General features: G+C 27.2%; 20 protein-coding genes. 7 read left to right on the forward strand and 13 right to left on the reverse strand.

Features of this window, described 5'->3' with window-relative positions:
* Positions 1-68: 68 nt before the first annotated feature.
* Both OM90_RS10050 and OM90_RS10055 read right to left on the reverse strand, forming a co-directional pair.
* A complete protein-coding gene (locus OM90_RS10050; protein WP_058486759.1) occupies positions 69-875 on the reverse strand; it encodes a DegV family protein in 807 nt (268 codons plus the stop codon).
* 23 nt (positions 876-898) lie between these two features.
* Entirely contained in the window at positions 899-2,125 is a 1,227-nt protein-coding gene (locus tag OM90_RS10055) for a BaiN/RdsA family NAD(P)/FAD-dependent oxidoreductase (protein WP_058486760.1), read from the reverse strand.
* Positions 2,126-2,330: 205 nt separating this feature from the next.
* On the opposite strand from OM90_RS10055, the gene safA reads away from it, so the two are divergent.
* Positions 2,331-2,945 carry a SafA/ExsA family spore coat assembly protein gene (gene safA, locus OM90_RS10060; protein ID WP_058486761.1) on the forward strand — a complete coding sequence of 205 codons (615 nt, stop codon included), beginning with the start codon at positions 2,331-2,333 and terminating at the stop codon, positions 2,943-2,945.
* A gap of 25 nt (positions 2,946-2,970) precedes the next feature.
* On the opposite strand, the gene OM90_RS10065 is transcribed toward safA, so the two are convergent.
* A complete protein-coding gene (locus OM90_RS10065; RefSeq protein ID WP_058486762.1) occupies positions 2,971-3,312 on the reverse strand; it encodes a DUF1292 domain-containing protein in 342 nt (113 codons plus the stop codon).
* Between the two features lie 159 nt (positions 3,313-3,471).
* Here OM90_RS10065 and OM90_RS10070 point away from each other — a divergent pair, with 159 nt between their 5' ends.
* Positions 3,472-4,275: a histidinol-phosphatase HisJ family protein gene (locus OM90_RS10070; protein ID WP_058486763.1), complete on the forward strand. Its 804-nt coding sequence runs from the start codon at positions 3,472-3,474 to the stop codon at positions 4,273-4,275.
* Between the two features lie 44 nt (positions 4,276-4,319).
* Here OM90_RS10070 and OM90_RS13600 read toward each other — a convergent pair whose 3' ends face one another.
* The 6 genes from OM90_RS13600 to typA all read right to left on the reverse strand — a co-directional run bounded on the left by OM90_RS13600 (position 4,320) and on the right by typA (position 11,455).
* Positions 4,320-5,051 (reverse strand): NAD(P)/FAD-dependent oxidoreductase, encoded by a 732-nt coding sequence (locus tag OM90_RS13600; RefSeq protein ID WP_334292093.1) that lies wholly within the window; start codon positions 5,049-5,051, stop codon positions 4,320-4,322.
* Positions 5,052-5,104: 53 nt separating this feature from the next.
* Complete coding sequence (locus OM90_RS13605; protein ID WP_330381858.1) at positions 5,105-5,923, reverse strand: hypothetical protein; 819 nt, start codon at positions 5,921-5,923, stop codon at positions 5,105-5,107.
* Between the two features lie 24 nt (positions 5,924-5,947).
* On the reverse strand, positions 5,948-7,192 hold the full coding sequence (locus tag OM90_RS10080; RefSeq protein WP_058486764.1) for a BaiN/RdsA family NAD(P)/FAD-dependent oxidoreductase: 1,245 nt from the start codon (positions 7,190-7,192) through the stop codon (positions 5,948-5,950).
* An 87-nt stretch (positions 7,193-7,279) separates the two neighbouring features.
* A complete protein-coding gene (locus OM90_RS10085) occupies positions 7,280-7,909 on the reverse strand; it encodes a BofC C-terminal domain-containing protein (protein WP_058486765.1) in 630 nt (209 codons plus the stop codon).
* An 82-nt stretch (positions 7,910-7,991) separates the two neighbouring features.
* Entirely contained in the window at positions 7,992-9,608 is a 1,617-nt protein-coding gene (locus OM90_RS10090; RefSeq protein ID WP_058486766.1) for a putative polysaccharide biosynthesis protein, read from the reverse strand.
* A 20-nt stretch (positions 9,609-9,628) separates the two neighbouring features.
* Positions 9,629-11,455 carry a translational GTPase TypA gene (typA, locus tag OM90_RS10095; RefSeq protein ID WP_058486767.1) on the reverse strand — a complete coding sequence of 609 codons (1,827 nt, stop codon included), beginning with the start codon at positions 11,453-11,455 and terminating at the stop codon, positions 9,629-9,631.
* A gap of 366 nt (positions 11,456-11,821) precedes the next feature.
* On the opposite strand from typA, the gene OM90_RS10100 reads away from it, so the two are divergent.
* Complete coding sequence (locus tag OM90_RS10100; protein ID WP_058486768.1) at positions 11,822-12,442, forward strand: undecaprenyl diphosphate synthase family protein; 621 nt, start codon at positions 11,822-11,824, stop codon at positions 12,440-12,442.
* A 785-nt stretch (positions 12,443-13,227) separates the two neighbouring features.
* The gene (locus OM90_RS10105) at positions 13,228-15,516 is read left to right on the forward strand and encodes an ATP-dependent Clp protease ATP-binding subunit (protein ID WP_058486769.1); all 2,289 of its coding nucleotides are present in this window, start codon (positions 13,228-13,230) and stop codon (positions 15,514-15,516) included.
* A gap of 78 nt (positions 15,517-15,594) precedes the next feature.
* Here the strand turns inward: OM90_RS10105 and queG are convergent, their stop codons facing one another.
* The 4 genes from queG to OM90_RS10125 all read right to left on the reverse strand — a co-directional run bounded on the left by queG (position 15,595) and on the right by OM90_RS10125 (position 19,058).
* Positions 15,595-16,491 carry a tRNA epoxyqueuosine(34) reductase QueG gene (queG, locus tag OM90_RS10110; RefSeq protein ID WP_058486770.1) on the reverse strand — a complete coding sequence of 299 codons (897 nt, stop codon included), beginning with the start codon at positions 16,489-16,491 and terminating at the stop codon, positions 15,595-15,597.
* 179 nt (positions 16,492-16,670) lie between these two features.
* The gene (locus OM90_RS10115; RefSeq protein ID WP_058486771.1) at positions 16,671-17,657 is read right to left on the reverse strand and encodes a diaminopimelate dehydrogenase; all 987 of its coding nucleotides are present in this window, start codon (positions 17,655-17,657) and stop codon (positions 16,671-16,673) included.
* Positions 17,658-17,958: 301 nt separating this feature from the next.
* On the reverse strand, positions 17,959-18,156 hold the full coding sequence (locus OM90_RS10120) for a DUF3006 domain-containing protein (RefSeq protein WP_058486772.1): 198 nt from the start codon (positions 18,154-18,156) through the stop codon (positions 17,959-17,961).
* A 26-nt stretch (positions 18,157-18,182) separates the two neighbouring features.
* Positions 18,183-19,058: a ComEC/Rec2 family competence protein gene (locus OM90_RS10125; RefSeq protein ID WP_058486773.1), complete on the reverse strand. Its 876-nt coding sequence runs from the start codon at positions 19,056-19,058 to the stop codon at positions 18,183-18,185.
* 275 nt (positions 19,059-19,333) lie between these two features.
* Here OM90_RS10125 and OM90_RS10130 point away from each other — a divergent pair, with 275 nt between their 5' ends.
* Genes OM90_RS10130 through OM90_RS10140 form a run of 3 tightly spaced genes read left to right on the forward strand, consistent with a single transcriptional unit; the run spans position 19,334 to position 23,865 of the window.
* Positions 19,334-20,062, forward strand: a complete 729-nt coding sequence (locus tag OM90_RS10130; protein ID WP_058486774.1) for an ABC transporter ATP-binding protein — start codon at positions 19,334-19,336, stop codon at positions 20,060-20,062.
* A complete protein-coding gene (locus OM90_RS10135) occupies positions 20,049-22,502 on the forward strand; it encodes a COG1361 S-layer family protein (RefSeq protein ID WP_058486775.1) in 2,454 nt (817 codons plus the stop codon). The genes OM90_RS10130 and OM90_RS10135 overlap by 14 nt, the downstream gene beginning before the upstream one ends.
* A 16-nt stretch (positions 22,503-22,518) precedes the next feature.
* Positions 22,519-23,865 (forward strand): ABC transporter permease, encoded by a 1,347-nt coding sequence (locus OM90_RS10140; protein WP_160323660.1) that lies wholly within the window; start codon positions 22,519-22,521, stop codon positions 23,863-23,865.
* The last annotated feature ends 518 nt before the right edge of the window (positions 23,866-24,383 follow it).

The following is a 24,383-nucleotide window of genomic DNA, read 5'->3' on the forward strand; positions in this document are numbered from 1 at the left end:
ATGGATTTTGGAAATATCTTTGTAAAGATAGGATAACATAAAATGCTGGAGCTTTTTATTTGTAATTTTTAACTAGCACAACGAGTTATATTATTTATTATAAATTCTTTACAGTCAAATTTTTTTATCATCATATCTTTAACTATTAAAGCTTCTTCTAAACAATCTCCATGACTTATTCCAATTATTTGATGTTTAAGATTAATTCCTCTTTCTTGTGCCATTTCTACTAATTGTTTTAAAGCTTTTTTTCTCCCTCTAACTTTTTCTATTGGAACCAATCTACCATCTTCAACATCTAAAATTGGCTTAATGTTTAAAACTCCTCCAATAAAAGCAGAAGTTTTACTTACTCTTCCTCCTCTATATAAATATTCTAAATTATCCACTGTAAAAATATGCTCTGTATGTTCTGAATAAAATTTAATAGCTTCAACTATTTCTTTTCTAGACTTCCCTTGTTCTAACATAAGAGCTGCTCTATAAACCACTAATCCAAATCCTAAAGAAGCACATTTTGTATCTATAATATCTAATTTGAAATTAGGATATTCTTCTAAAACTTCCTCTTTTGCAATTATTGAAGCTTGATATGTCCCAGATAATCCAGAAGAAAAAGCAATATATATACACTCTTCATCATTTTTTGCGTACTCTATAAAAACCTTTTTAAAAGTTTCTGGTGTAATTTGTGCTGTTTTATAAATTTTACCATTTCTCATGTCTTTATATAAAGTATCTGCTTTTAATGTTTCTCCATCTAAAAATTCCTTCCCATTTAAAAAAACATAAATAGGAATAACCCTTATATTATATTTATCAATAATTTCTCTAGGCAAATCAGCAGCACTATCTGTTATAATTTTAATAGACATTTTATCATCTCCTAATAATTTATTTATATTTGTGTTTTTATGTGTTGTCCAGCTACTGCTGCACTTGAAAAAGCTGCTTGAATATTATATCCTCCTGTATCTCCATCAATGTCTAATACTTCTCCAATAAAATACAATCCTTTAATTTTTTTAGATTCCATAGTTTTAGGATTTATTTCTTTTAAAGAAACTCCTCCTTTTGTTACCATGGCAATATTAAAATCTCCTAACCTTTCTACTTCCATAGGAAAAGCAGTTAGTAATTCTATTATTTTATTTCTCAATTTTTTCCCTACATTAGCACATTGTAATTCATTAGAACTATTTGACATTTCCCATAGTTTTTCTGACAAACGTTTTGGAATATTAAATGTTCTAAACAAAGATTTTAAAGTTTTTCTCTTATTTATTTCTAATTTTTCGATAAAAAAATTTCTAAAATCTTCTTCATTAAAATTTTTAATAAAATTAATTTTTATTATGTCTTCTTTTCTTATATATCTTGAATTATTTAATATAGCAGGACCAGACAATCCTTTATGGGTAAATAATATATCTCCGTGAAAAGATAAAATCTTTTTTTCATTTCTCCATATAGATATATTAGTATCTTTTAAAGATATTCCTGCCAAATTACTAAAAGGATAATTTTTTATATATAAGGGAGTAAGAGCAGGAGATACATTTTCCACTTTATGTCCTAATTTTTTAGCAAAAATAAATCCATCTCCTTCTGAACCCGTTTTAGGATATGACTTTCCTCCCGTTGCAATGATAAGATATTTAGAAAAATATATATTATTATTAGTTATTATTTTAAAAAGTTCATTTTTATGTTCTATAGATATTACTTTATTATGATAGTATATATTAATCCCTAATTTTTTGCACTTATTTAATAAAACATTTAATACATCATAAGCCTTTTTAGTATGTGGATATATTTTCCCTTCTTCATTAACTATATAATTTAATCCTTCTTCTTTCAAAAATTTTAAAATATCTTCATTGGTAAACTTTGAAAGAGCATATCTTATAAATTTACCATTATTCCCATAATGACTAAAAAATTCTCTTATATCTCCATTATGAGTGATATTACATTGTCCTCCTCCAGAAATTAATAATTTTTTCCCTGCCTGCTCATTTTTTTCTAAAATTAAAACTTTCTCATTACTTTTTTTGCATGAAATTCCTGCAAAAAGTCCTGAAGGTCCAGCTCCAATAATAATTACATCATATAAATTCATATAGCCCTCCACAAAGTTTACTTTATATATCATATCATTGTATTAAATAATATCAAATATTTTTATTATATTCAATTCTTAAAATTACATGTCACAATCATAATTTTTGAATAAATTTTATTAATAGATAAATATTACATAAATTGAATAATATACAATAAATATTTATTAAATTTTGTAAAAAAATAATACTGGAGGTGTAATTATGAAACGAAAATTATTTATTATTTTTACTTTATTTATTTTATTTTCAGTGCCAATTTTTGCTGAGTCTACCACATACACTGTACAACCAGGCGATAGTATGTGGAAAATTGCTGTAAAATATCAAATAGGACTTAGCGAAATTATAGCAGCAAATCCTCAAATTGAAAATCCTGCTTTAATTTATCCAAATCAAAAAATCACTATTCCTAACATCGATGATGTTAAGGCTTTAGAAGCTGAAGTTATTAAATTAGTGAATGCTGAAAGAACTAAAGCGGGATTATCTCCTCTTACTACTAATTGGGAATTATCTAGAGTAGCTAGAATGAAATCTCAAGATATGATTGATAATAATTATTTTTCCCACCAATCTCCAACTTACGGCTCTCCTTTCAACATGATGGAGAACTTTGGTATAAAATATACTTCTGCAGGGGAAAATATCGCAAAAGGTCAACAAACTCCAGAAGATGTTATGAATGCATGGATGAACTCTTCTGGTCATAGAAGTAATATTCTAAGTTCTTCTTATAGCCAAATTGGTGTTGGATTAGCTACAGATAAGAATGGAGTAAAATATTGGACACAAATGTTTATACGTCCTATGAAATAAAAAAACGCCGAAATTTCGGCGTTTTTTATTCTTCTTCATCAAAGCCTTCTTCATCAATAGATTCTATTGCTTCTGAAAAGGCATCCATAAAAGCCTCTGAAACTTTATCAAATTCTTCATCATCTTCAATATTTAAAATTTCTAATCCATTTTCATCTTCCTTATATTCATAAAGTAAAACTTGGTCTTCTCCTTCTGGAAGAAGTGCAATATAATCCTTATTATCTACCTCAAAGGTTCCAATTATATCACATTTTAATTCAGTATCATCCTCTAAAGTTAAGTAAATCACTTCTTCGTGTTCATGGTCATGACCACAGCATTCTTCTCCTTTGTGATTATTACACCCACAATTATTTTCTGTCATATCATCATTCTCCTTTATTTTTTAATGAGCTTTTCACTCATAATTATTATAACATGATTTTATATATTTCAAACCTAATTTATTTATTTTTTAATGTTTATTTTATTAAGAAATTGATGTAAACTATTATTTAAATAAATAAATGAAAGAAGGGATTAAATGTATTATGCTGACTATCATGTACATACCTCATTTTCTTCTGACTGTAGCGAAAAAATGGAAAATCAAATAAAAACTGCAATAAAATTAGGATTAAAAGAAATAGCTCTTACAGATCATGTAGATTATGATTATCCTGATACAAACTTTCCTTTTATGATTAATTATGATGAATATATGAAAGAATTTAATAAATTAAAAGAAAAATATAAAAATAAAATTAATATTATTTTAGGAGTAGAAATTGGATTTCAACCTCATATTGTAAATCAAATTGAAAATTTTCTTATAAAATATCCTTTTGATTTTGTAATTTGTTCTATGCATGTCTGTGACAAATTAGATTTATACAATGGAGATTTTTTTAAAGGAAAAGAGCAAAAAAATGCATATCTTAGATATTTTGAATGTGTATTAAACAATGTAAATAATTTTTTAAATTATGATGTATATGGACATATAGATTATATCAATAGATACGGAAATTATAATAACAAAATCCTATCTTATGAAGATTATAAAGATATTATTGATGCTATCCTTAATGCAATTATTAAATCTGATAAAGGCATTGAAATTAATACTTCAGGATATAGATATGGCCTTGGACATACTAATCCACAATTACCAATCTTAAAAAGATATAAAGAATTAGGAGGCAAAATAATAACTATAGGTTCAGATTCTCATCGTTCACAGGATGTTTGTGCTTATTTTGATAAGGCTTATTCTATTTTAAAAGAAGCTGGTTTTTCTGAAATAACAGTTTTTAAAAATCGAAAACCTTCTTTTATAAAAATATAGAAATCTTTATTTGATAATTTTTTACAAATATATTTATAATAAAATTATTCTTTTATTTTCTTAATAAAAGGTGCATATTTAGATGCTATCATTTCAGCTCCCTTTATTCCATCTACAGCTGCAGACACAATTCCTCCTGCATATCCAGCTCCTTCTCCTATAGGATAAATTCCAGAAATATTACTTTCATAATTTTCATTTCTTTTTATCCTAATAGGAGAAGAACTTCTTGTTTCAACTCCCGTCATAACTGCATCGGACATGGCAAAACCTTTTAATTTTTTATCAAAAGCTGGTATAGCTTCTTTTAAAGTATCAATTACAAAATCGGGAAGACATTCTTTTAAATCCGTTAATGTTATTCCTGGCAAATAAGTAGGTTTTACTTTTCCTAACTTTTTAGAAGGTTTGTCATTTAAAAAATCTTTTACAAGTTGTGCAGGAGCATGATAATTATATCCGCCAATTTCGAAAGCTTTCTTTTCCCATTTTCTTTGAAATTCCACTCCTGCAAGAGGATGATCACTTTCAAAATCTTCTGGGTAAATTCCTACTAATAATGCACTATTGGCATTTTCTTTATCTCTTTTATATTCACTCATTCCATTAGTTACTAGATACCCTTCTTCTGATGCAGCTCCAACTACTACTCCTCCTGGACACATACAAAAAGTATATGCCGATCTCCCATTAGAACAATGATAAGAAAGTTTATAATCTGCAGCTCCTAATCTTTTATTTCCTGCATATTCTCCATATTGAACTTTATCTATCATTTTTTGAGGATGTTCTATTCTAACTCCAATAGAAAAAGGCTTTTGATGAATTTCTATATTTTTTTATATAACATTTCAAAAGTATCCCTTGCACTATGTCCTAAAGCCAATACAACTACTTCACTTTCTATAAAATCTGTATTGTTAATAATTACTCCCTTTACTTTATTATCTTCTATAATAAGGTCTGTTACTTGACTTTCAAAACAAAACTTTCCTCCTAAAGAAATAATCTTTTTTCTTATATTAACAACTACTTTTTTTAAAATATCAGTTCCCACATGAGGTTTATTTTTATATATAATTTCTTTTGGTGCTCCAGCTTCTATAAACTCTTCTAACACTTTTCTACATCTAATATTTTTTATTTGCGTAGTCAATTTCCCATCTGAAAAAGTTCCTGCTCCTCCTTCTCCAAATTGAACATTTGAATTAGCAAGTAATTTTTTCTCTTTCCAAAATCTTTCTACATCTTTAGTTCGTTCTTCTACATTTTTACCCCTTTCAAATATTATAGGATTATATCCCATCTCAGCTAATATTAGTCCTGCAAATAATCCTGCTGGTCCACTTCCTACAATAATAGGAGGATTTTTAAGCTTCTTTTCCCCAGTATTAACATATTTATATTTTAAATCTGGAGCTAATGTTACTTTTTTATTATTTTTCTTTAAAACTTTTTCTTCATTTTTCACTTCTATATCTAAAGTGTATACAAAATACAATTTCTTTCTTCTTGCATCAATTGATTGTTTATATATTTTATATGAAATTAAATCTTTATTATCTATGTTAAGAGTTTTTAGTATAGCTTTTTTTATTTCATCTTCTTTATGATTAATTGACAATTTAATCTGTGATAATCTAAGCATAAAAATTCCCTTTCTTCATACATATTATTTCTTTTTAGCAGCACTTTCTCCAGCTATATATCCGGAAGACCATGCCCATTGAAGATTAAATCCTCCACAATCTCCATCTACATCTAAAACCTCGCCACTAAAATATAATCCTGACACTAACTTTGATTCCATGGTATTAGGATCAATATCCTTAACATCTATTCCTCCTGCTGTTACTTGCGATTGCATCCAAGATTGAGTTCCTTTAACAGGAATTCTCCAATTTTTTAATATCTTAATTATATTTTTTCTTTCTGTTATATTTACATTACAACAAGATTTATTCAAGTCTTTAATTCCTGCTTCCTTTAAAATAACTGGTATAAGTCTTTTATTAATAAATCCTACAAAACTAAATTCAACTGATTTTTTAGGATAATTAAAAAATCTAGTTAAAATTATATCATCAATTTGTTTTTCTGAAAAATTGGGAAATAAATCAATACAAATAAAAGGGGTTGATTTTTTATTATTCAACAATTCTCCTGCTTTTCTACTAAGTTGTAAAACAGGAGGTCCAGATACTCCATAATCAGTAAAAAGAATCTCTCCAAATTCAGTTTGAATAGGTTTATTCCCATCAAATATTGATATTTTCCCATTAAATTTAACTCCTTTAAGCCTTTTTAAAAACCAAGCTTCTAGCACAAGCTGCACTAAAGCAGGAAAAGGAGTAATTAATTTATGCCCTAAAGGTGTAACTAATCCATATCCACTTCCATTAGATCCTAAATTAGGAGAGGATTTTCCTCCCGTAGCCACTATAACCCTATCTCCAGAAAATTTTCTCCCATCTTTTAAATATAAAATAAATTTATTGTTTTTATTTACTATTTTTGTAACTTCTGCTTCGCAAATTTCTTTTATTCCTAATCTTTGTATTTCATATCTGAGAACATCTAATACACTAGAAGCTTGGTCTGACATAGGAAACACTTTTCCTCCATCTTCTATTTTATAAGAAATTCCTAATCGCTCAAAAAAATCTAAAGTTTGATTTACATTAAAACGATTTAAAGCTCCCATAACAAATTTAGGATAGGAACTATGAAATCTTTTGGTTTCCATATTTATATTCGTTAAATTACATCTTCCATTTCCTGTAGCTAAAATTTTTTTACCTACTCTATTCATTTTTTCTAATATAACCACTTCTGCTCCTTTTTTTTTAGCTGATATAGCCGCTATAAGCCCTGAAGCCCCTCCACCAATAATTAAAACTTTATTTATTTTTTTCATTAAAATACCCCTTTATTCTTATATTAAATTTTCTAATTTATTATATATTACATTTTCTCATAAGAAAAGAAACGGTACTACCGTTTCTTAACTGTTATAATCCTCTAATATACGAATTAAAGCTTCTTCTCCATAAATATCTATTCCTTTTTTTAACTTATCTTGTTCTTCTTTTGGTAATGAAGAAATTGGAGTTTCTGTAATTTCTTTTAACTGCATTTCTTTAGAATGATTATAATAAAAAATAGCTAAATATCCATTATAAGTTCCTAACATATAATGATTAATAGCTGTTGCCGGTATATTTTTTTTCATTACTACTTCTTTATTCGAAAAAGATGTAATTTGCCAATCTGAATATTTTTTCTCTAATTCTTCTCTTGTTAAATCTATAAGAAAATAAGGAGGTTTAATTCTTTCTTCTACCACTTTTCCATTATCTTCATAATAATATTGATATATCATATCAGTAGATTCCGTTATTTTAGGAACTTCTGTCTTAGATACTGGGGTCTTTTCTGCTATTTTTTGTATGTCAATCTCTACTTCACTAATATTACTATCTCTTTTATTTATATAATCTTCTACACTTTTATTAGAATTAGGTTCCTTAAAAGATTTAGGAGAAATTAAATACATATAAAAACTATAGACGCCTAAAAAACTTATTATAAAAATAGCAGAAGATAATAACCATATTTTCTTTTTAATAAACATACTTTTCACTCCAACCAATGATTTTTTATTTATTATTTGCCATTTTTTATAAATTTATACAAATCATTGTAGGAGTTTTTATTTATTCTCTTATTATTCCTAGTTTTATAAGTTTATCAGATATTCTTTTCCCCATAGGAATTACAGATAATTCTTCAGTTTTAATTCCTCCTATTGATAATAATATACTAACATAAATTATCATTGAAAGTATAATCGACCCTAGAGTAGCAAAAGTATTACTATTTATTCCCCAAAATATAATTTTATAAAATATCCAAGAAAATACTCCCATACTAATAGCAGCAACAATTGGTTTTATAAAATTATTTACTACTTGTATTTTTACTTTTGTTAAATTAATGACAGCTTTCATATCAAGATATGTCATAATTATATAAGAAAAAATAGCACTAATGATAGCTCCTTTAACATTAAGGCTTGGAATAGAAATTAAGAAAAAATTTAAAATAATTTTTATAAATGAACCAATACCAGCATTTACAGCTGGAACATGTGACTTCCCTATCCCCTGCAAAATAGCTGTTAATACTTGAACTAAAGATAAAAATATAATTACTACTGCACCTATTCTTAAAAGATCTCCACCTAAAGGATATTTAGGAAAAAGCATCATAAGTATATTATCTCCTAAAACAAATAGGCCTACAGCAGAAGGAGCTGCTAATATCATAGCAATTCTTATTGCCAAATTTACTTTATTTGACACGATATTTTTTTCTTTTAAAGCTATAGAGGCTGCAATATTAGGTACAACAGCTACTGCTAAAGCTGCAGAAAGAGAAACGGGTAAATTAGTTAATGTCACATATTTCCCCACAAATTGTCCATAAAGCTCATTTATTTGAACTTCTGTCATATCCATTGATTGTAAAATCGACATAATCATTTTCATATCAATTAAATTAGTAATACTAGCAATAGTACTACCTATAATAATTGGTATAGAAATTGCAAAAAGCATCTTTGATATGTCTAAAAAAGATTCCTCTATGTAACAATCTTTTTGTTTTTTAAATTTCTTAATTATTCTAGAACGTATTAATATATATATTAATATAAGAAATATTAATCCTGCTAAGGCTCCTATGCCTGTTCCCATAGTTCCTCCAGCTGCACCAAATTCTATCCCATATTTCAGAAAGAATCCTGCTAAAAAAATACTAAAAATGGCATTAAAAATTTGTTCAATAATTTGTGAAATAGCCGTAGGAACCATGGTATTCATCCCTTGAAAATATCCCCTAAATACTCCCATGATTGCCACAATAAATAATGTAGGAGATAAAGCTCTTATACTATAAATAGCTTTTGGAGATTTAGCTATAAAATTTAAAATAGGGGAAGCTCCAAACCATAAGGCTAAAGAAGCTCCCATTCCTGTTATTGTCGCTATTAATAACGAAATTTTAAATACCTTATGGGCATTTTTATATTGTTTTAAAGCAATTCTTTCAGAAACCATTTTAGAAACTGCTGCTGTAATACCTGATGACGAAAGTATAAAAAAGAAAATATAAATAGTAAATGCTATACCATAAAGACTATTTCCAAAATCTCCTATCATATTAGTAAGAGGCCAACGATAAACTAGACCTATAACTCGTACAATTAAGCTAGCAACAGCTAAAATAGCAGCTTGTTTAACTAATATTCCCCCAGTATTTTGCTTTGTCATAAAAAACACCTCAGTATTTACTATTTCTTTCTTCTGGATTTTTGACGTTGCCCACTATTTAATATTCTTTTTCTTATTCTTAAACTTAAAGGAGTAACTTCTAAAAGTTCATCTTCTTGAATAAATTCAAGGCATTCTTCTAAACTCATTATTTTAGGAGGAGATAATCTTAAAGCTTCATCAGAACCAGAAGCTCTCATATTAGTTGCATGTTTCTTTTTACATACATTAACTTCTATATCTTCTCCCTTAGGATTCTGGCCTATAACCATTCCCTCATATACTTTAGTTCCAGGTTTAATAAATAATGTCCCCCTATCTTGAGCATTATACAGTCCATATGTTACGGCTTCTCCTGTTTCAAAAGCAATAAGAGACCCTTGGGATCTAGTTTCTATATCTCCCTTATATGGAGAATATCCATCAAATATAGTATTTAAAATACCATTCCCTTTAGTATCTGTTAAAAATTCTGATCGATATCCTATTAGTCCTCTAGAAGGAATGGAAAATTCTAAACGAGTATATCCTCCATTTGAGGAACCCATATTTATTATTTCTCCCTTTCTTCTCCCTAATTTTTCAATTACTGCCCCAACAAATTCCTCCGGAACATCAATTGTAGCTATTTCCATAGGTTCGTATCGTTTTCCATTTATTTCTTTGTATAATACCTCCGGTTTTGATACTTGAAACTCATATCCTTCTCTTCTCATCGTTTCTATTAATATAGATAAATGTAATTCTCCTCTTCCTAATACTTTAAAAGAATCCATAGAATCAGTTTCTTCAACTTTAAGACTTACATCTGTTTGAGTTTCTTTTAACAACCTATCTCTTAAATTTCTAGAAGTAACAAATTTCCCTTCTTGTCCAGCAAAAGGGCTATCATTTACTGAAAAAGTCATAGCAAGGGTAGGTTCTGATATCTTTACAAAGGGAAGAGGTTCAGGATATAACACATCACAAACTGTATCTCCTATATGAATACCTTCTATTCCAGAAATAGCTACTATATCTCCTATTGTGGCACTTTCAACTGGAATTCTTTTTAAACCTTCAAATTGATAAATCTTAGTAATTTTTACTTTTTGATTTTTATTTTCATCTAAGGCATTTACAATTATAGCGTCTTGATTGACCTTTATTTTTCCTCTTTCCACTTTTCCTATGCCTATTCTTCCTACATATTCATTATAATCAATAGTAGAAATAAGTACCTGTAACGGAGCATCTTTATCTCCAACAGGAGATGGTATATAATTTACAATAGTCTTAAATAAGGGTTCCATATTTTCCCCTCTATGAAAACTATCTAAAGAAGCTGTTCCATTTTTAGCAGAGGTAAATACAAAAGGACAATCTAGTTGTTTATCATCTGCTTCTAATTCAATAAATAAATCTAACACTTCATCTACAACTTCTTCCGGTCTTGCTTCTGGTCTATCAATTTTATTAATACATACTATAACAGGAAGTTCTAGATCTAATGCTTTTTTTAATACAAACTTTGTTTGGGGCATAGGTCCTTCAAAAGCATCTACAACCAATATCACTCCATTTACCATTTTTAAAACTCGTTCTACTTCTCCTCCAAAATCTGCATGTCCTGGAGTATCAACAATATTTATTTTAGTACCTTTATAATATACTGATGTATTTTTAGATAAAATGGTAATACCTCTTTCTCTTTCTAAATCATTTGAATCCATTATTCTATCATGTATTTCTTGATTTTCTCTAAAAATTCCACTTTGTTTTAAAAGTTCATCTACTAATGTAGTTTTACCATGGTCTACATGGGCTATAATAGCTATATTTCTAATATCATCTCTTAATTCTTTCATTTTCTCACTCTCTTTTTTTGCAAAATTTTGTTGTAAACAAAAAATATTGTATCACAAAATAAATTAATATCCAATTATATTCTTGTTATATTTTATATTAATTATTATTTTCTTTTATCATTGCTTATTATTTACTAAAATATATTTTTATTATTACAAATATAAATAAAAATATAGGGCTTTCCTTTTTATTTTCTTAATTTTTTCTTTTTTTATATAAATCATTTCCATTAATCATAATTTTAAGTAAAACATAGAACTTCTAGTCAAAATTAAGAAATTATCTTTTATTTATAGTTATAAGAATAATTAAATAGTTTATGGGTAAAAATTAAAAATGAAAACTCAATTGAAAGAAGGTTTCAAATGCAAATTACTAAATTTAAAAGATTACCTAAACATATTGGTATTATTCCTGATGGAAATAGGAGATGGGCTGTATCCCATAATAAAGAAAAACATGAAGGATATAATTATGGTATCGCTCCAGGATTTGAACTTTATAATCTTTGCTTAAAACATGGAATTAAAGAACTAACTTTTTATGGATTTACTCAAGATAATACTAAACGTCCTGCTATTCAAACCAAAGCCTTTCAAAAAGCTTGCGTAGATGCAGTAATGAAATTAGCTAATAGAGATGCTAATTTATTAGTCATAGGTAATCATACTTCCCCTCTTTTCCCAAAGGAACTTCTACCTTTTGCTAATAAAAGAGTTCGCTTTGGAAAAGGGCTTATAAATATTAATTTTCTTGTAAATTACGGGTGGAAATGGGATTTATCTACTAATGCCTCTAAAAATATTCCTAGAATTGACCTTATTATTCGATGGGGAGGAAGAAGAAGATTGAGTGGATTTTTACCTATACAATCAGTTTATGCAGATTTTTATATAATAGATGATTTTTGGCCAGATTTTAAAGAAAATCATTTATATGAAGCACTTTCTTGGTATCAAACCCAAGACATAACTTTAGGAGGATAATTATTTAAATATTATATATCTTTCAAACTAATATTATTAAAATTACAAATAAATATTTATAATATTTTCATTATAAGGTCTTATAGCCTTTCTTTTTTTATACTTTTTTTCTATATCATAAATACATAATAAAATTTTATAATAAGTTATTTACTCTACACTTTTTTATGTATAATATCATCGATAATTTATTTCTTATAATTTTAAATATTAATAATGCTTATAAAATATTTCTTACTATTTGTAATATAATGTTATTTATTAAAAATAATATTATACTTTATGTAAAAAACTAAGACATATTTTAAAATTATTTTTTACAAATTATACTAATTTCTTTAATTTTTAAATTATAAATAAATTATATTAATATTACATTTAATATTATATACTATGACGAAAATATAATATTTTTATACAAATTTTATATTTTTGATATTTAAGTAATATAGAAATAATATAGTGCTATATTGCTTTTTTTGTATAAAAATTTAAATAAAATATCTGATAAAGTATAATAAAAAATTATATATTACTTATTATTTAAACAGGTATTGAAGTCTCTAATCCTTTATAATAAAATATGTATAAAAATCCCTAGAATTATTCTTTTTCGTAATTTCTTTTATATATGTATATTTATGTTTTCATAAAAAATTGTTTTCTTATTTAAAATTTATAACTGCATGCACTTTATTTATATATAATCTATATTGCATAATATGATATAATACTAATATCACATAATCTTAATCAGTTAGACAATATAATACGGAGTGATTAAAATGATAAAATGTTCTATTTGCAAAAAAAATGTTGCCGTTATTTTTATTCCTAAAACAATTAATGGTAAACAAGAAATGATTGGACTTTGTATGAATTGTGCTAAAAAACAAGGAATTTCTCCAATGAAATATATATTACAACAAACTAACTTTTCTGAAGAAGATTTAGAAAATCTTAATGAACAAATGAATAGCTTATTTGAAGATATAAATGTTGATAATATTGATGAAATAAATAACAACCCAAATTCTCTTTTTAATTTTATTAGCAATGCTTTTTCTGGAATAAAAAGTTCTAATGAAAAAGACTTCCAATCTTCAAATGAATCTGAAGTTTCCTCTAACTCAACAGAAACTAAATCTACTAAAAATGAAAAGAAAAAAAAGAAAAAGAAATACTTAGATCATTACGGAATCAATTTAACAGAAAAAGCTAAAAAAAATGAAGTAGATAGAATTATAGGGCGAAATAGAGAAATTGATAGAGTAATACAAATTATTAATAGACGAACAAAAAATAATCCCATTCTTATTGGTGAACCTGGAGTAGGAAAAACTGCTATAGCTGAGGGATTAGCCGTTAGAATCGTAGAAAAACAAGTTCCACTAAAATTACGTAATACAGAAGTATATCTTTTAGATTTAACGGCTGTTGTAGCTGGTACACAATTTAGAGGACAATTTGAAGGAAGAATGCAATCAATTATAAAGGAAGCAAAAACATGTGGAAATATAATTTTAGTAATTGATGAAGTTCATAATATAATTGGAGCTGGCACTGCTGAAGGAGGAGCTATGAACGCTGCAAATATCTTAAAACCAGCTCTAGCCCGTGGGGAAATTCAAGTTATAGGAACAACCACTTTAGAAGAATATAAAAAATATATTGAAAAAGATTCTGCTCTTGAAAGACGTTTTCAACCTGTTCTTGTAGAAGAACCTTCTGTTTCGGAAACTATTGAAATAATTAAAGGAATAAAAGATTACTACGAAAAATATCATAAAGTATACATTCCTGACGAAGTAATAGAAGGAGCAGTTAAATTATCTAAAAGATATATAACTGATAGATTTCTTCCAGATAAAGCCATAGATGTTTTAGATGAAGCAGGTTCAAGGGCTAATCTTAAAAATCAAGGTCTAGTAGAATTAGAAGCTCTAAAAGAAGAATTAGCTTTAGTACAATCTAAAAAAGAAGAAGCTGCTTCTATGGATGATTATGAAAAAGCTGCAGAATATAAAGTTGAAGAATGTAGACTTCAAGATAAAATTGAAAAACTAAAAAAACAAAGTAGCAAAGTCATAATCACAATGGATGATGTAGCTTCTGTTATAGAATCTTGGACAAAAATTCCAGTACAAAAAATAACTCAAATAGAAGCAGAAAAACTTCTAACCCTTGAAGATAATCTTCATAAAAGAATTATAGGCCAACATAAAGCTGTTGTTAGCCTTTCTAAGGCTATTCGCAGAAATCGCTCTGGATTTAAAAAAGTAAAAAGACCTTCTTCTTTTATATTTGTTGGACCTACTGGAGTTGGTAAAACAGAATTAGTTAAAACCCTTGCATCTGAATTATTTGGTAGTGAAGAAGCTTTAATTCGCATTGATATGTCTGAATATATGGAAAAACATGCTGTATCAAAACTAATAGGCTCTCCTCCAGGATATGTTGGATATGACGAAGGAGGTCAGCTAACTGAAAAAATTAGAAGACGTCCATACTCTGTCATTTTATTAGATGAAATTGAAAAAGCTCATCCGGATGTTTTTAATATGCTTTTACAAATTTTAGAAGACGGAAGACTTACAGACAGTCAAGGCCGTACTGTACATTTTGAAAATACTATAATAATTATGACTTCTAATGCTGGAACTAATTTAAAAGCTCATGGTATTGGTTTTGAAAAAAATAACTATCATGCCTTAGAAAATAAAGTTCATGACGCATTAAAAGAAACTTTTAGAGCAGAATTTTTAAATCGAATTGATGAAGTTATTGTATTTACAGAATTAAGTAAAGAAGAATTAAAACAAATCATAAATTTAATGCTGAAAGAAGTTATCTCTGAAGCACGAGAGAAAAATATTATTTTAAAAATAGATGATGATGTTAAAGATTTTATTCTAGAAAAATCTTATGACCCAAAATATGGAGCTCGTCCATTAAGAAGAAATATTCAAAAGTTCATAGAAGATGAATTAGCTGAACTATTCCTTAAAGGAGAAATTTCTGAAGGAAATACAGTTCATGTTAAATTAAAAGATGATAAAATCATATTTATATAAAATTATTTTCATCTTTATTTCCTATAATTTTTAATAAAAATTTAAAGGATTGAGAAATATTTTTCAATCCTTTAAATTTTATACTTTTTCTTTTATAATTTCAAAATTTCTAATAATTATTTTTTTCCCTCTCCAGGCAAAAGCCCTTTCTTTATATCTTCTTATAAATTCTTTATTAGAAATATTTAAAATTTCATTATAATCTATTTTAGTTATTATATTTTCTCTAAATTCTTTTATATTAGTCTCTTTAATATTTATATTATGAGGACATACCTCTTGACAAACGTCACACCCAAATACTAAATTACTTTTTTTTATTATTTTCTTTTCTTCCTCAGATAATTCTCCTTTTTTTTGAGTAATATAAGATTTGCACTTATTAGTATTTATATTAAAATTACCAAGAATTGCAGACCCCAAACACTCTTTTATACATTTTCCACATCGCATACAAGTTTTATTCATAGGCTTATCTACTTCAAAAGGATAATTATTTATTATATACCCTATAAAAATATAAGAACCATATTTATCTGTAATTATATGACCATTTATTCCATAAAAACCTAATCCAGCTTTATAAGCTAAATACCTATCTACCAAAGGTCCAGTATCTACAAAACTTTTATAATGAAAATTATTTATTTCTTTATCTAAAAATTTACCTATTTGTTCTAATTTATTTTTTATAATTTTGTGATAATCAAGACTAAAAGTATAATTCGATATATTTTTTTCTTTTACCTCTCCAATATAATAAGGGAAAATACATACAATAACTGATTTAGCATCTTCAAGAGTTAAAGTAGGGTCTATTCTTTTTTTAATATCTTTTTCTTCAAATTCATTATTATGCTTATCTTTCACTCTTTTTTTAAGAATTTTTCCTAATTCATAATATGGTCCTTTATCTGCAATACCTACACATTCAATTCCTATCGAATTGCAAAATTGCTTTAATTTATCTTTCATGAAATTTCTCCATCCTAAAAATATTCTTATTTAACACTAAATATTATCATTTAGCATTGAAATAAGAAAATAATTACAACTAGAAATATTATATCACAAAATAATAAAAACTACTCATTAAACTAGTAATTTTCATTGTATAAAAAATTAAGTCGCTTGAATATTCAAGCGACTTAATTTTAAAGTAATTCTTTTCTTAATTCTTCTCCTGACTTTGGAGATAAATAAGCTAAAGGAATGTCAAATACAGTTTTAGCTCCACTTTGTCCTTCTTTATGTAACTTATAAACAGCCCTAGCATAAGCAACTAATACACTAGCTGTAAATTCTGGATTACTATCTAATTTTAAGGAAAATTCAATTATATGCTTGTTCTTATTTTCTCCTGTTTGTCCACTTCTAATTACAAATCCTCCATGTGGCATTGTAGAATGTTTTTCTTTTAACTCCTCTTCTGAAATAAAATGTACAATTGTATCATAATCAGCAAAATAATTAGGCATTGTTTTTATTTCCTTTTCAATAGTATCCTTATCCGCACCATCTTCTGCTACTACAAAGCACTCTCTAAGGTGCTTTTGTCTTGTGGTTAAATCAGGATTTGACCCTGAACGTACTTCTTCAATTGCCTTTTCAATTGGTATAGTATATTGAACTGCATTTTTTACTCCTTTAATACGTCTAATAGCATCTGAATGCCCTTGACTTACTCCCCTTCCCCAAAAAGTATAATCTTTACCTTCTGGAAGAATAGCCTGAGACATCATTCTATTTATAGAAAATAATCCAGGATCCCATCCAATTGAAATAGCAGCAACTTTTTTACCTTCTCTTGCAGCTTTATCTACATTAGAAAAATGCTCTGGAATTTTAGCATGGGTATCAAAACTATCAACTACATTAAACATTTTTGCTAATAAAGGAGTTTGTTCTGGCAAGTCAGTAGCTGAACCTCCACATAAAATCATAACATCTATCTCATCTTTATAATTATTTATTTCTTTCATATGTACAGCATTTATATTCTTATTTTTTAAAACAAGAGTTGCAGGGTCTCTTCTTGTAAAAACAGCTCTTAATTCCATATCGGGATTCTGCTCTAAAGCCATTTCTACTCCTTTTCCTAAATTACCATACCCTACAATACCAACTTTTATTTTATTCATTATTTTATTTCCTCCTTGCCATCTAAATATTCCTATAATAATTAAATCTCTAAATTTATAATAATTATCATTAAATAATGCTCATTCATTTTAACATCATATTTAGATAATTGCAAGTTTTTACATATAAACTTTCATCAATTCCAAATCTTCCTCTATCATATATATTTACTAATAAGTCTAGAATTAATTTTCTTAACTATAAATTTAAATACTTAAAAATCTTAATTATAACATTATATCGAAATAAAAAATAAATTATAAAAAATTTATTCTTAATCATACAAAATACAATACTTTTTTAATCCCACATATTTTTCATTAAAGAATTAATTGATTTTTTTCTTTTTTCTGTTTCTTCTCTATTGATTCTGATTTCTAAGACATCTCCTTCTCTGGCATTAAGAGGAATTAATTCTTTAGGAATATCAAGCATCTTTTTATTTTCTAATTCTACAATAGCAAAATTTCCTTCAAATCTATCAATTATTACTTTCATATTCCACCTCTTCTCTTTTTGATATTTTAATTTTCAGTACTATAAGTTAAATCTTTTCCATCTGATGTGAATATAATAGTTCCATTTTTATCTGTTCTTAGAATTTCTACATTATTTTTTATTAATTTATCTATAGTTTCTTCATGAGGATGTTTATATTTATTATCTTGTCCTACGCAAATAATTCCATAAGATGGGTTTACAGCCTCTAAAAACTCGTCTGTAGTAGAAGTATTACTCCCATGATGTCCTATTTTTAGCACATCTGATTTGAGTTCTATATTATTTAATAGCATTTCCTCTTCCGATTCTTTTTCTGCATCCCCAGTAAATAAAAAGGAATGATTTCCAAATACATATTTTATAACTATAGAGTAATTATTAAAATCCTCATACTCATCTTTATTAGGAGCTAAAATAATCCATTCCCCTTCATCTAATGTATATTTGTCTCCAACTTTTGGAGTAGTAATTTTTAATCCTTTATCCTTTATAGCATTAATTACATCTTCAAAAGTTTTTGTTGTATTGGTTACTTTTGGCATTAATACTTTTCCTATTTCAAAAGTATTAATTACTGTATCTAGACTACCTATATGATCTTCATGGGGATGAGTTCCTACTACATACTCCAATTTTTTTACTCCTTGTTTTTTTAAATAATCAATAATTAAGTCTGAATCTGCATTATTACCGGCATCAATCAACATATATTTCCCATTTTGATCAATAAGGATAGAATCTGCTTGTCCTACATCAATAAAATGTACCTTCAAAATTGAAGAATTTGTGTAGGTACTCTCTGCTTTTTCTTTAGAAAAATCCTCTGTCTGTGAAGTACAACCAACATTAACAAAAATTAATAAAAATGTGAGTAATAATACTAGTAATTTTCTTGTCATAATACCGTCTCCTATTCTAGTTTTTTATTAATTTTTTATAATTTTTTTAATAATAACACAGGCTTTTTTTAAAAAACATAGGTATATTGTATTAATTTAAAAATTTAATTAAATTCTATATTTTATATAAAATATATGATTATTAATAATTTTTTTAAGTTTTTACTATACTTAAATAAAATTACAAACACCATCTACTTTTATAATTATAACTATTTAAAATTTTAAAAAAATGTGGTAACATTTAGTATGTGTTAAATTATATACAAGGGGGAATGTTATTGGATTCTATTATTAGTGTTAAAAAAATTAGAAAAGTTTATCGAATGGGTGAAGAAAAAATTGTAGCTTTAAATCAAATTGATTTAGAAATTCCACCTGAAGAAATCTGCTGCCTTTTAGGCCCATCTGGTTCTGGTAAATCTACTCTACTTAATATGATAGCTGGACTAGAAAAGCCTACAAAAGGAAGCATAATTATAAAAGGTAAACATATTGAGAAAATGAATGAAGCCCAACTTGCTAAATTTAGGCAAAAATATATTGGCTTCATATTTCAATCTTATAATTTAATTCCTTCTCTTACAGCTTTAGAAAATGTATGCTTACCTCTTATTTTTCAGGGAGTTCCAAAAAAGAAAAGAGAAAAATTAGCAAAAGAAATGCTAGAAGCTGTAGGCTTAGGTTCTAGGCTAAAACATAAACCTAATGAAATGAGTGGAGGTCAACAACAAAGAGTAAGTATCGCCAGAGCTTTTGTAAATCGTCCTACTATTATATTTGCCGATGAACCTACCGGAAACTTAGATACCCATACTACTATTGAAATTTTAGAACTTATGACTAGACTTGCAAAAGAACATAAGCAAACCATGGTTATTGTTTCTCATGATTTAGAAGTTTCTGATTATGCAGATAGATTGATTCATATGAAAGATGGTGAAATAATTTCCATAGAAAATAAATCAAATGAAAGGAAAGATTTAATTTATGAAAAGAATTAATAAATATTTTATATCCTTGTTTATATTTGTTTTTTGTTTTAGTTTTATTCCATCTCATTTTGTATATGGAGATGATGTAGAACTTAGCACATGGATTAAAACAGTTTATATATCTGGAAATGAACTAGACGCTGGAGATACTCTTACTGTTGAAATTATGGTTAAAATGTCTTCAAATAGTGAAAAATCTGTACGATTACAATCTATTGAATTTTCAGATGGATATAAAAACCTTGGTAGTAGCAGTTTAGGTTTTGATTTAACTCCTGGTTCTTATGATGGAGATGACAATCCTCTAATTATAAGAAAATTAGAATATACAGGGGGTGGCAGTAGAAATATTTCATATACTATTGAATATGTAGAATTAACTGAAGATGGAAAGGCTACAAATAAAACTGGAACTATTACAGGAAGTAAAAGTATTGATGATTCTATCACAGTTGTCGATACCAAGAAATATCAACCTCGTATTTCTCTAGTAAACGATGAAGTTATTGAAATTGGAGCTGGAGAATATAAAGAAGTTAGCCTTCCTTTTATCAATGCTGGAGGTTTTACTGCTAAAGGTGTAACTATTACCATTGACACTAATAAGGAAGAAACACAAATACCTATATTAATAAAAAATGTAGAAAAATTATATTTTAGTTCTATAAATAGGAATGCTATTAATTATTTAAACTTTGGTATTGAAGTAGATAGAACAGCTGAACCTGGACTTTATCCTATTACCTTAAAATATAAATATACAAATGCTTCAGATGATGAATTTGAAGGAGAAGATACAATATATGTTAAAGTTTTAAATACTCAAATGCCTGCAAGACTTAAATTTGGAATTAATAACCCAGAACCTCTTACTCCAGGAAATTCAAGTGTATTAAATCTTGAAGTAACTAACCAAGGAGAATCCACTGCTAGTAATATTGAAATTGCTTTGACTGGATTAAATAAAGATGGTATTACGGTTGTAGATGAAAGTAATATTTCCTTTATTCCTTCTATCTCTCCTGGTGAAACTATAACAACCCAATTTAAAATTATGGCATCAGGAATTTTAGAGGGAAGCGTTGAACCTATAACTATTGAATATACATATGCCGACGGTACTACAGAAAAACAAGAAGGTTCTCAACAAATTTTTATACCTTTAGATGGAAAAACCCTAGGTCTTTCTGAATTAACTATCGAAAATATTACATCTCCTAGTGATTCTGTAAAAATAGGAGAAGACTTTAATATTGGATTTACTTTAGTAAATAATTCTGAATATAATGCTAAAAGTGTTAAAATCACATTAGATGGTGGAGATATTCTAAAACCCAAATCTCAAAATATATATGCATTTAAAGATTTTAATGCTGGAGATAAAAAACAATTTTCTTGTACATTTTGGGCAAGTAGTGATGCAGAATATAGAAACTACCCTATTGAGATTAAAGTAGAATATATTCCTTATCAAGATGGAGATATTGTTACTTTTAGTCAATATGTTGGAATCAATGTCGATGGAAGTAAAAGTGATGATACTAAAAGTAAACCTAGAGTTATTATAGGAGAATATAGTGTAGAACCTCAGATTGTTAGAGCTGGAGAAGAATTTTATTTAAGTTTAGGTTTTACAAATACTCATAGCAGCAAAGTTGTACAAAATATGAAAGCTACTTTAACTATTAATGAAAAAGTTTCTGATAGTTCTGGTGAAGATGCAGGAACTGTTTTCACTCCTGTAAGTGGACAAAGTAATATGTTTTATATTTCCGAAATACAACCTACTACTACAATAACAAGAAATGTTCGTATGTATACTGTCCCTGATGCAACTCCTAAAACTTATGAAGTAACTGTAGAAATGGAATATGAAGATTCTAATGGTGAATCCTATACTGAAACAGCTAAAATTGGCATACCTGTACAACAACGTACTCAAATTGATATAGGAGAAGTTCGTATTGATGGAGAAGCTATAGTAGGGGAACCTGCATATGTAGTTTCCCAAATATTTAACACAGGAAGAACTAATATAAAAAATTTAATGGTAACTGTAGAAGGTGACTTTGAAAAACAAGAGGCTAATTTATTCGTAGGCAACTTCCAACAAGGAAATGAAGAATATTTTGAGGGAGTTATTATCCCAACTCAAAGTGGGGAATGTAGTGGAGAATTAGTAGTTACTTATGAAGAAATTACAGGAGAACAAAGGGAAGAAAGAATCCCATTTACCATGAATGTTATGGAAGCTCCTATGATTGAAGATATTAATATGGGAGTTGATGGTATGGATATGATGCCTCCTGAAATGGAAGAAGTTAAAAAACCATTTTACAAAAAACCTGTTGTAATATCAGGTATATTAGCTTCTCTTGTTTTAATAGCCGCAATTATTATAATAATTAGAAAAAGAAAAAAAAGGAATGAAATTGATATAGATGAATAATGTGGATTTAATATTAATGAGCTTACGTAATTTGTGGCGGCGCAAATTACGTACATCCTTAACCATATTAGGAGTAGTTATTGGTACAGGAGCCATTATCCTTATGCTTTCATTAGGATTTGCCATGAATGTAAATTTAGAAAATTCTCTAAAACGTTGGGGAGATATATCTATAATTAATGTTTGGCCTAATTATGAAAATGTTAGATCTTTTAATGAACCACCTAGTATAAGTGAAGATGATGTGGCTAAACTTCAATCTATTCCCAATGTAGAATTAGTTATCCCTGAGTTATCTTTAAATATAACTTCAGTTATTGGCAAATATAAATCAAATGTAAGAATCATAGGAATTTCCTATGAAGCTATGAAAATTTTAGGATATGATTTAGATAGAGGAAGATATTTTTCTGATGATGAAAATAATGTAATAATAGCCGGCGGTAGAGTTGCTAGTAATTTTTATAAAATTGGTTCATCACAAGATATTAGATGGCAGCGAGGATGGGATGAAAACGAAGAAGCTCCTTTTGAAATATTAGACCAAAGAATGAAAATATCATTTGATTATAACTATGGAGAAAGAAATGCTCCTACTCCTGCGGTAAAAACAAGACCCATTAATGTTTCAGTAATAGGGGTATTAGACCAAAATAAATACGAAACTAATTACCAATTTTATATGCCTGTTGAAGCTGTTAAAAAACTTATTCTAAAACAAAGGGAATATGAAAATAAACTTGCAAAAGCTAATGGAGATAAAAATGCTAAATCAAGAATTAGTAAAGAATTTACTTATGATCACGTTCAAGTAAAAGTATCAGATGTTAAAAAAGTCGATGCAGTATTAGAACAAATTCAAAATATGGGCTTTGAAGCCTATAGTATGACACAAGGTTTAAAAGAAGTTAAAAGAATGTTTAATGGTATTCAAATGGTCTTAGGCGGAATAGGAGCAGTCTCTCTATTTGTTGCAGCCTTGGGTATAACTAATACAATGATTATGTCCATTTATGAAAGAACTAAAGAAATTGGAATTATGAAAGTTATAGGTGCTCTTATTACTGATATTAAAAAAATGTTTTTAATCGAAGCAGGAATGATTGGGTTTATTGGAGGAATAATTGGAATACTAATTAGCCTTCTTATATCTTTCTTGCTTAATCGATTTGGCTCCGGAGGTATTTTAGGAAATATGTTTGGAACACCAGAAGAAGGAGTTAAAACTTATGTTTCAGTTATTCCCCTATGGCTTCTTGGAGTATCTGTAATTTTTAGTAGTTTAGTTGGAATGCTTGCAGGATATTTCCCAGCAAGAAGAGCTATGAAATTATCAGCTCTAAGTGCAATTAAGACAGAATAATTAAGGACTCTTTTGAGTCCTTAATTTATTTTATAAATTGATTTAATTCTTTTGCTATATTCTTTTCTCATCTAATATATTACCATAACATTTAACCACTTCGTATAAAATATATTCTAGGTACATTACTTAACTACTTTGTATATACATATCTATTTACTATAGCTCTATAAAAATTCAAAACTATATTCCATACCATTTATTTATTTTTTATTAAAAAAGTTCCACTTATAAATAATACTAAAAATCAATACTTTTTTATACTTAGAAAGTTTATATTTTTTATAATTGGGAATTATAAAGAACAAAATATTATAGATAAAATGAAGCAAAAGAAAAAGATTTAGAAAATGCTATTGATTTTGTATTAACTTTTAGGGAATTATATTAAATATTTAATGCCTTAAATATAGATTTATCTAATCTTTATTTACTTATAATCTATAAATTTACAAAAATATTATTGTAATATTGTGTTTTTAATGATATAATATATTTAGATATTTATCTAATTATAT

Source organism: Defluviitalea phaphyphila (assembly GCF_001466305.1).
Taxonomy (GTDB): domain Bacteria; phylum Bacillota; class Clostridia; order Lachnospirales; family Defluviitaleaceae; genus Defluviitalea_A; species Defluviitalea_A phaphyphila.

Excerpts from the sequence above, each read along its gene's own strand:
- OM90_RS10050 (WP_058486759.1), bottom strand. The coding sequence starts at position 875 with ATGTCTATTAAAATTATAACAGATAGTGCTGCTGATTTGCCTAGAGAA.
- OM90_RS10055 (WP_058486760.1), bottom strand. The coding sequence starts at position 2,125 with ATGAATTTATATGATGTAATTATTATTGGAGCTGGACCTTCAGGACTT.
- safA (WP_058486761.1), top strand. The coding sequence starts at position 2,331 with ATGAAACGAAAATTATTTATTATTTTTACTTTATTTATTTTATTTTCA.
- OM90_RS10065 (WP_058486762.1), bottom strand. The coding sequence starts at position 3,312 with ATGACAGAAAATAATTGTGGGTGTAATAATCACAAAGGAGAAGAATGC.
- OM90_RS10070 (WP_058486763.1), top strand. The coding sequence starts at position 3,472 with ATGTATTATGCTGACTATCATGTACATACCTCATTTTCTTCTGACTGT.
- OM90_RS13600 (WP_334292093.1), bottom strand. The coding sequence starts at position 5,051 with ATGATAGATAAAGTTCAATATGGAGAATATGCAGGAAATAAAAGATTA.
- OM90_RS13605 (WP_330381858.1), bottom strand. The coding sequence starts at position 5,923 with ATGCTTAGATTATCACAGATTAAATTGTCAATTAATCATAAAGAAGAT.
- OM90_RS10080 (WP_058486764.1), bottom strand. The coding sequence starts at position 7,192 with ATGAAAAAAATAAATAAAGTTTTAATTATTGGTGGAGGGGCTTCAGGG.
- OM90_RS10085 (WP_058486765.1), bottom strand. The coding sequence starts at position 7,909 with ATGTTTATTAAAAAGAAAATATGGTTATTATCTTCTGCTATTTTTATA.
- OM90_RS10090 (WP_058486766.1), bottom strand. The coding sequence starts at position 9,608 with ATGACAAAGCAAAATACTGGGGGAATATTAGTTAAACAAGCTGCTATT.
- typA (WP_058486767.1), bottom strand. The coding sequence starts at position 11,455 with ATGAAAGAATTAAGAGATGATATTAGAAATATAGCTATTATAGCCCAT.
- OM90_RS10100 (WP_058486768.1), top strand. The coding sequence starts at position 11,822 with ATGCAAATTACTAAATTTAAAAGATTACCTAAACATATTGGTATTATT.
- OM90_RS10105 (WP_058486769.1), top strand. The coding sequence starts at position 13,228 with ATGATAAAATGTTCTATTTGCAAAAAAAATGTTGCCGTTATTTTTATT.
- queG (WP_058486770.1), bottom strand. The coding sequence starts at position 16,491 with ATGAAAGATAAATTAAAGCAATTTTGCAATTCGATAGGAATTGAATGT.
- OM90_RS10115 (WP_058486771.1), bottom strand. The coding sequence starts at position 17,657 with ATGAATAAAATAAAAGTTGGTATTGTAGGGTATGGTAATTTAGGAAAA.
- OM90_RS10120 (WP_058486772.1), bottom strand. The coding sequence starts at position 18,156 with ATGAAAGTAATAATTGATAGATTTGAAGGAAATTTTGCTATTGTAGAA.
- OM90_RS10125 (WP_058486773.1), bottom strand. The coding sequence starts at position 19,058 with ATGACAAGAAAATTACTAGTATTATTACTCACATTTTTATTAATTTTT.
- OM90_RS10130 (WP_058486774.1), top strand. The coding sequence starts at position 19,334 with ATGTTATTGGATTCTATTATTAGTGTTAAAAAAATTAGAAAAGTTTAT.
- OM90_RS10135 (WP_058486775.1), top strand. The coding sequence starts at position 20,049 with ATGAAAAGAATTAATAAATATTTTATATCCTTGTTTATATTTGTTTTT.
- OM90_RS10140 (WP_160323660.1), top strand. The coding sequence starts at position 22,519 with ATGAGCTTACGTAATTTGTGGCGGCGCAAATTACGTACATCCTTAACC.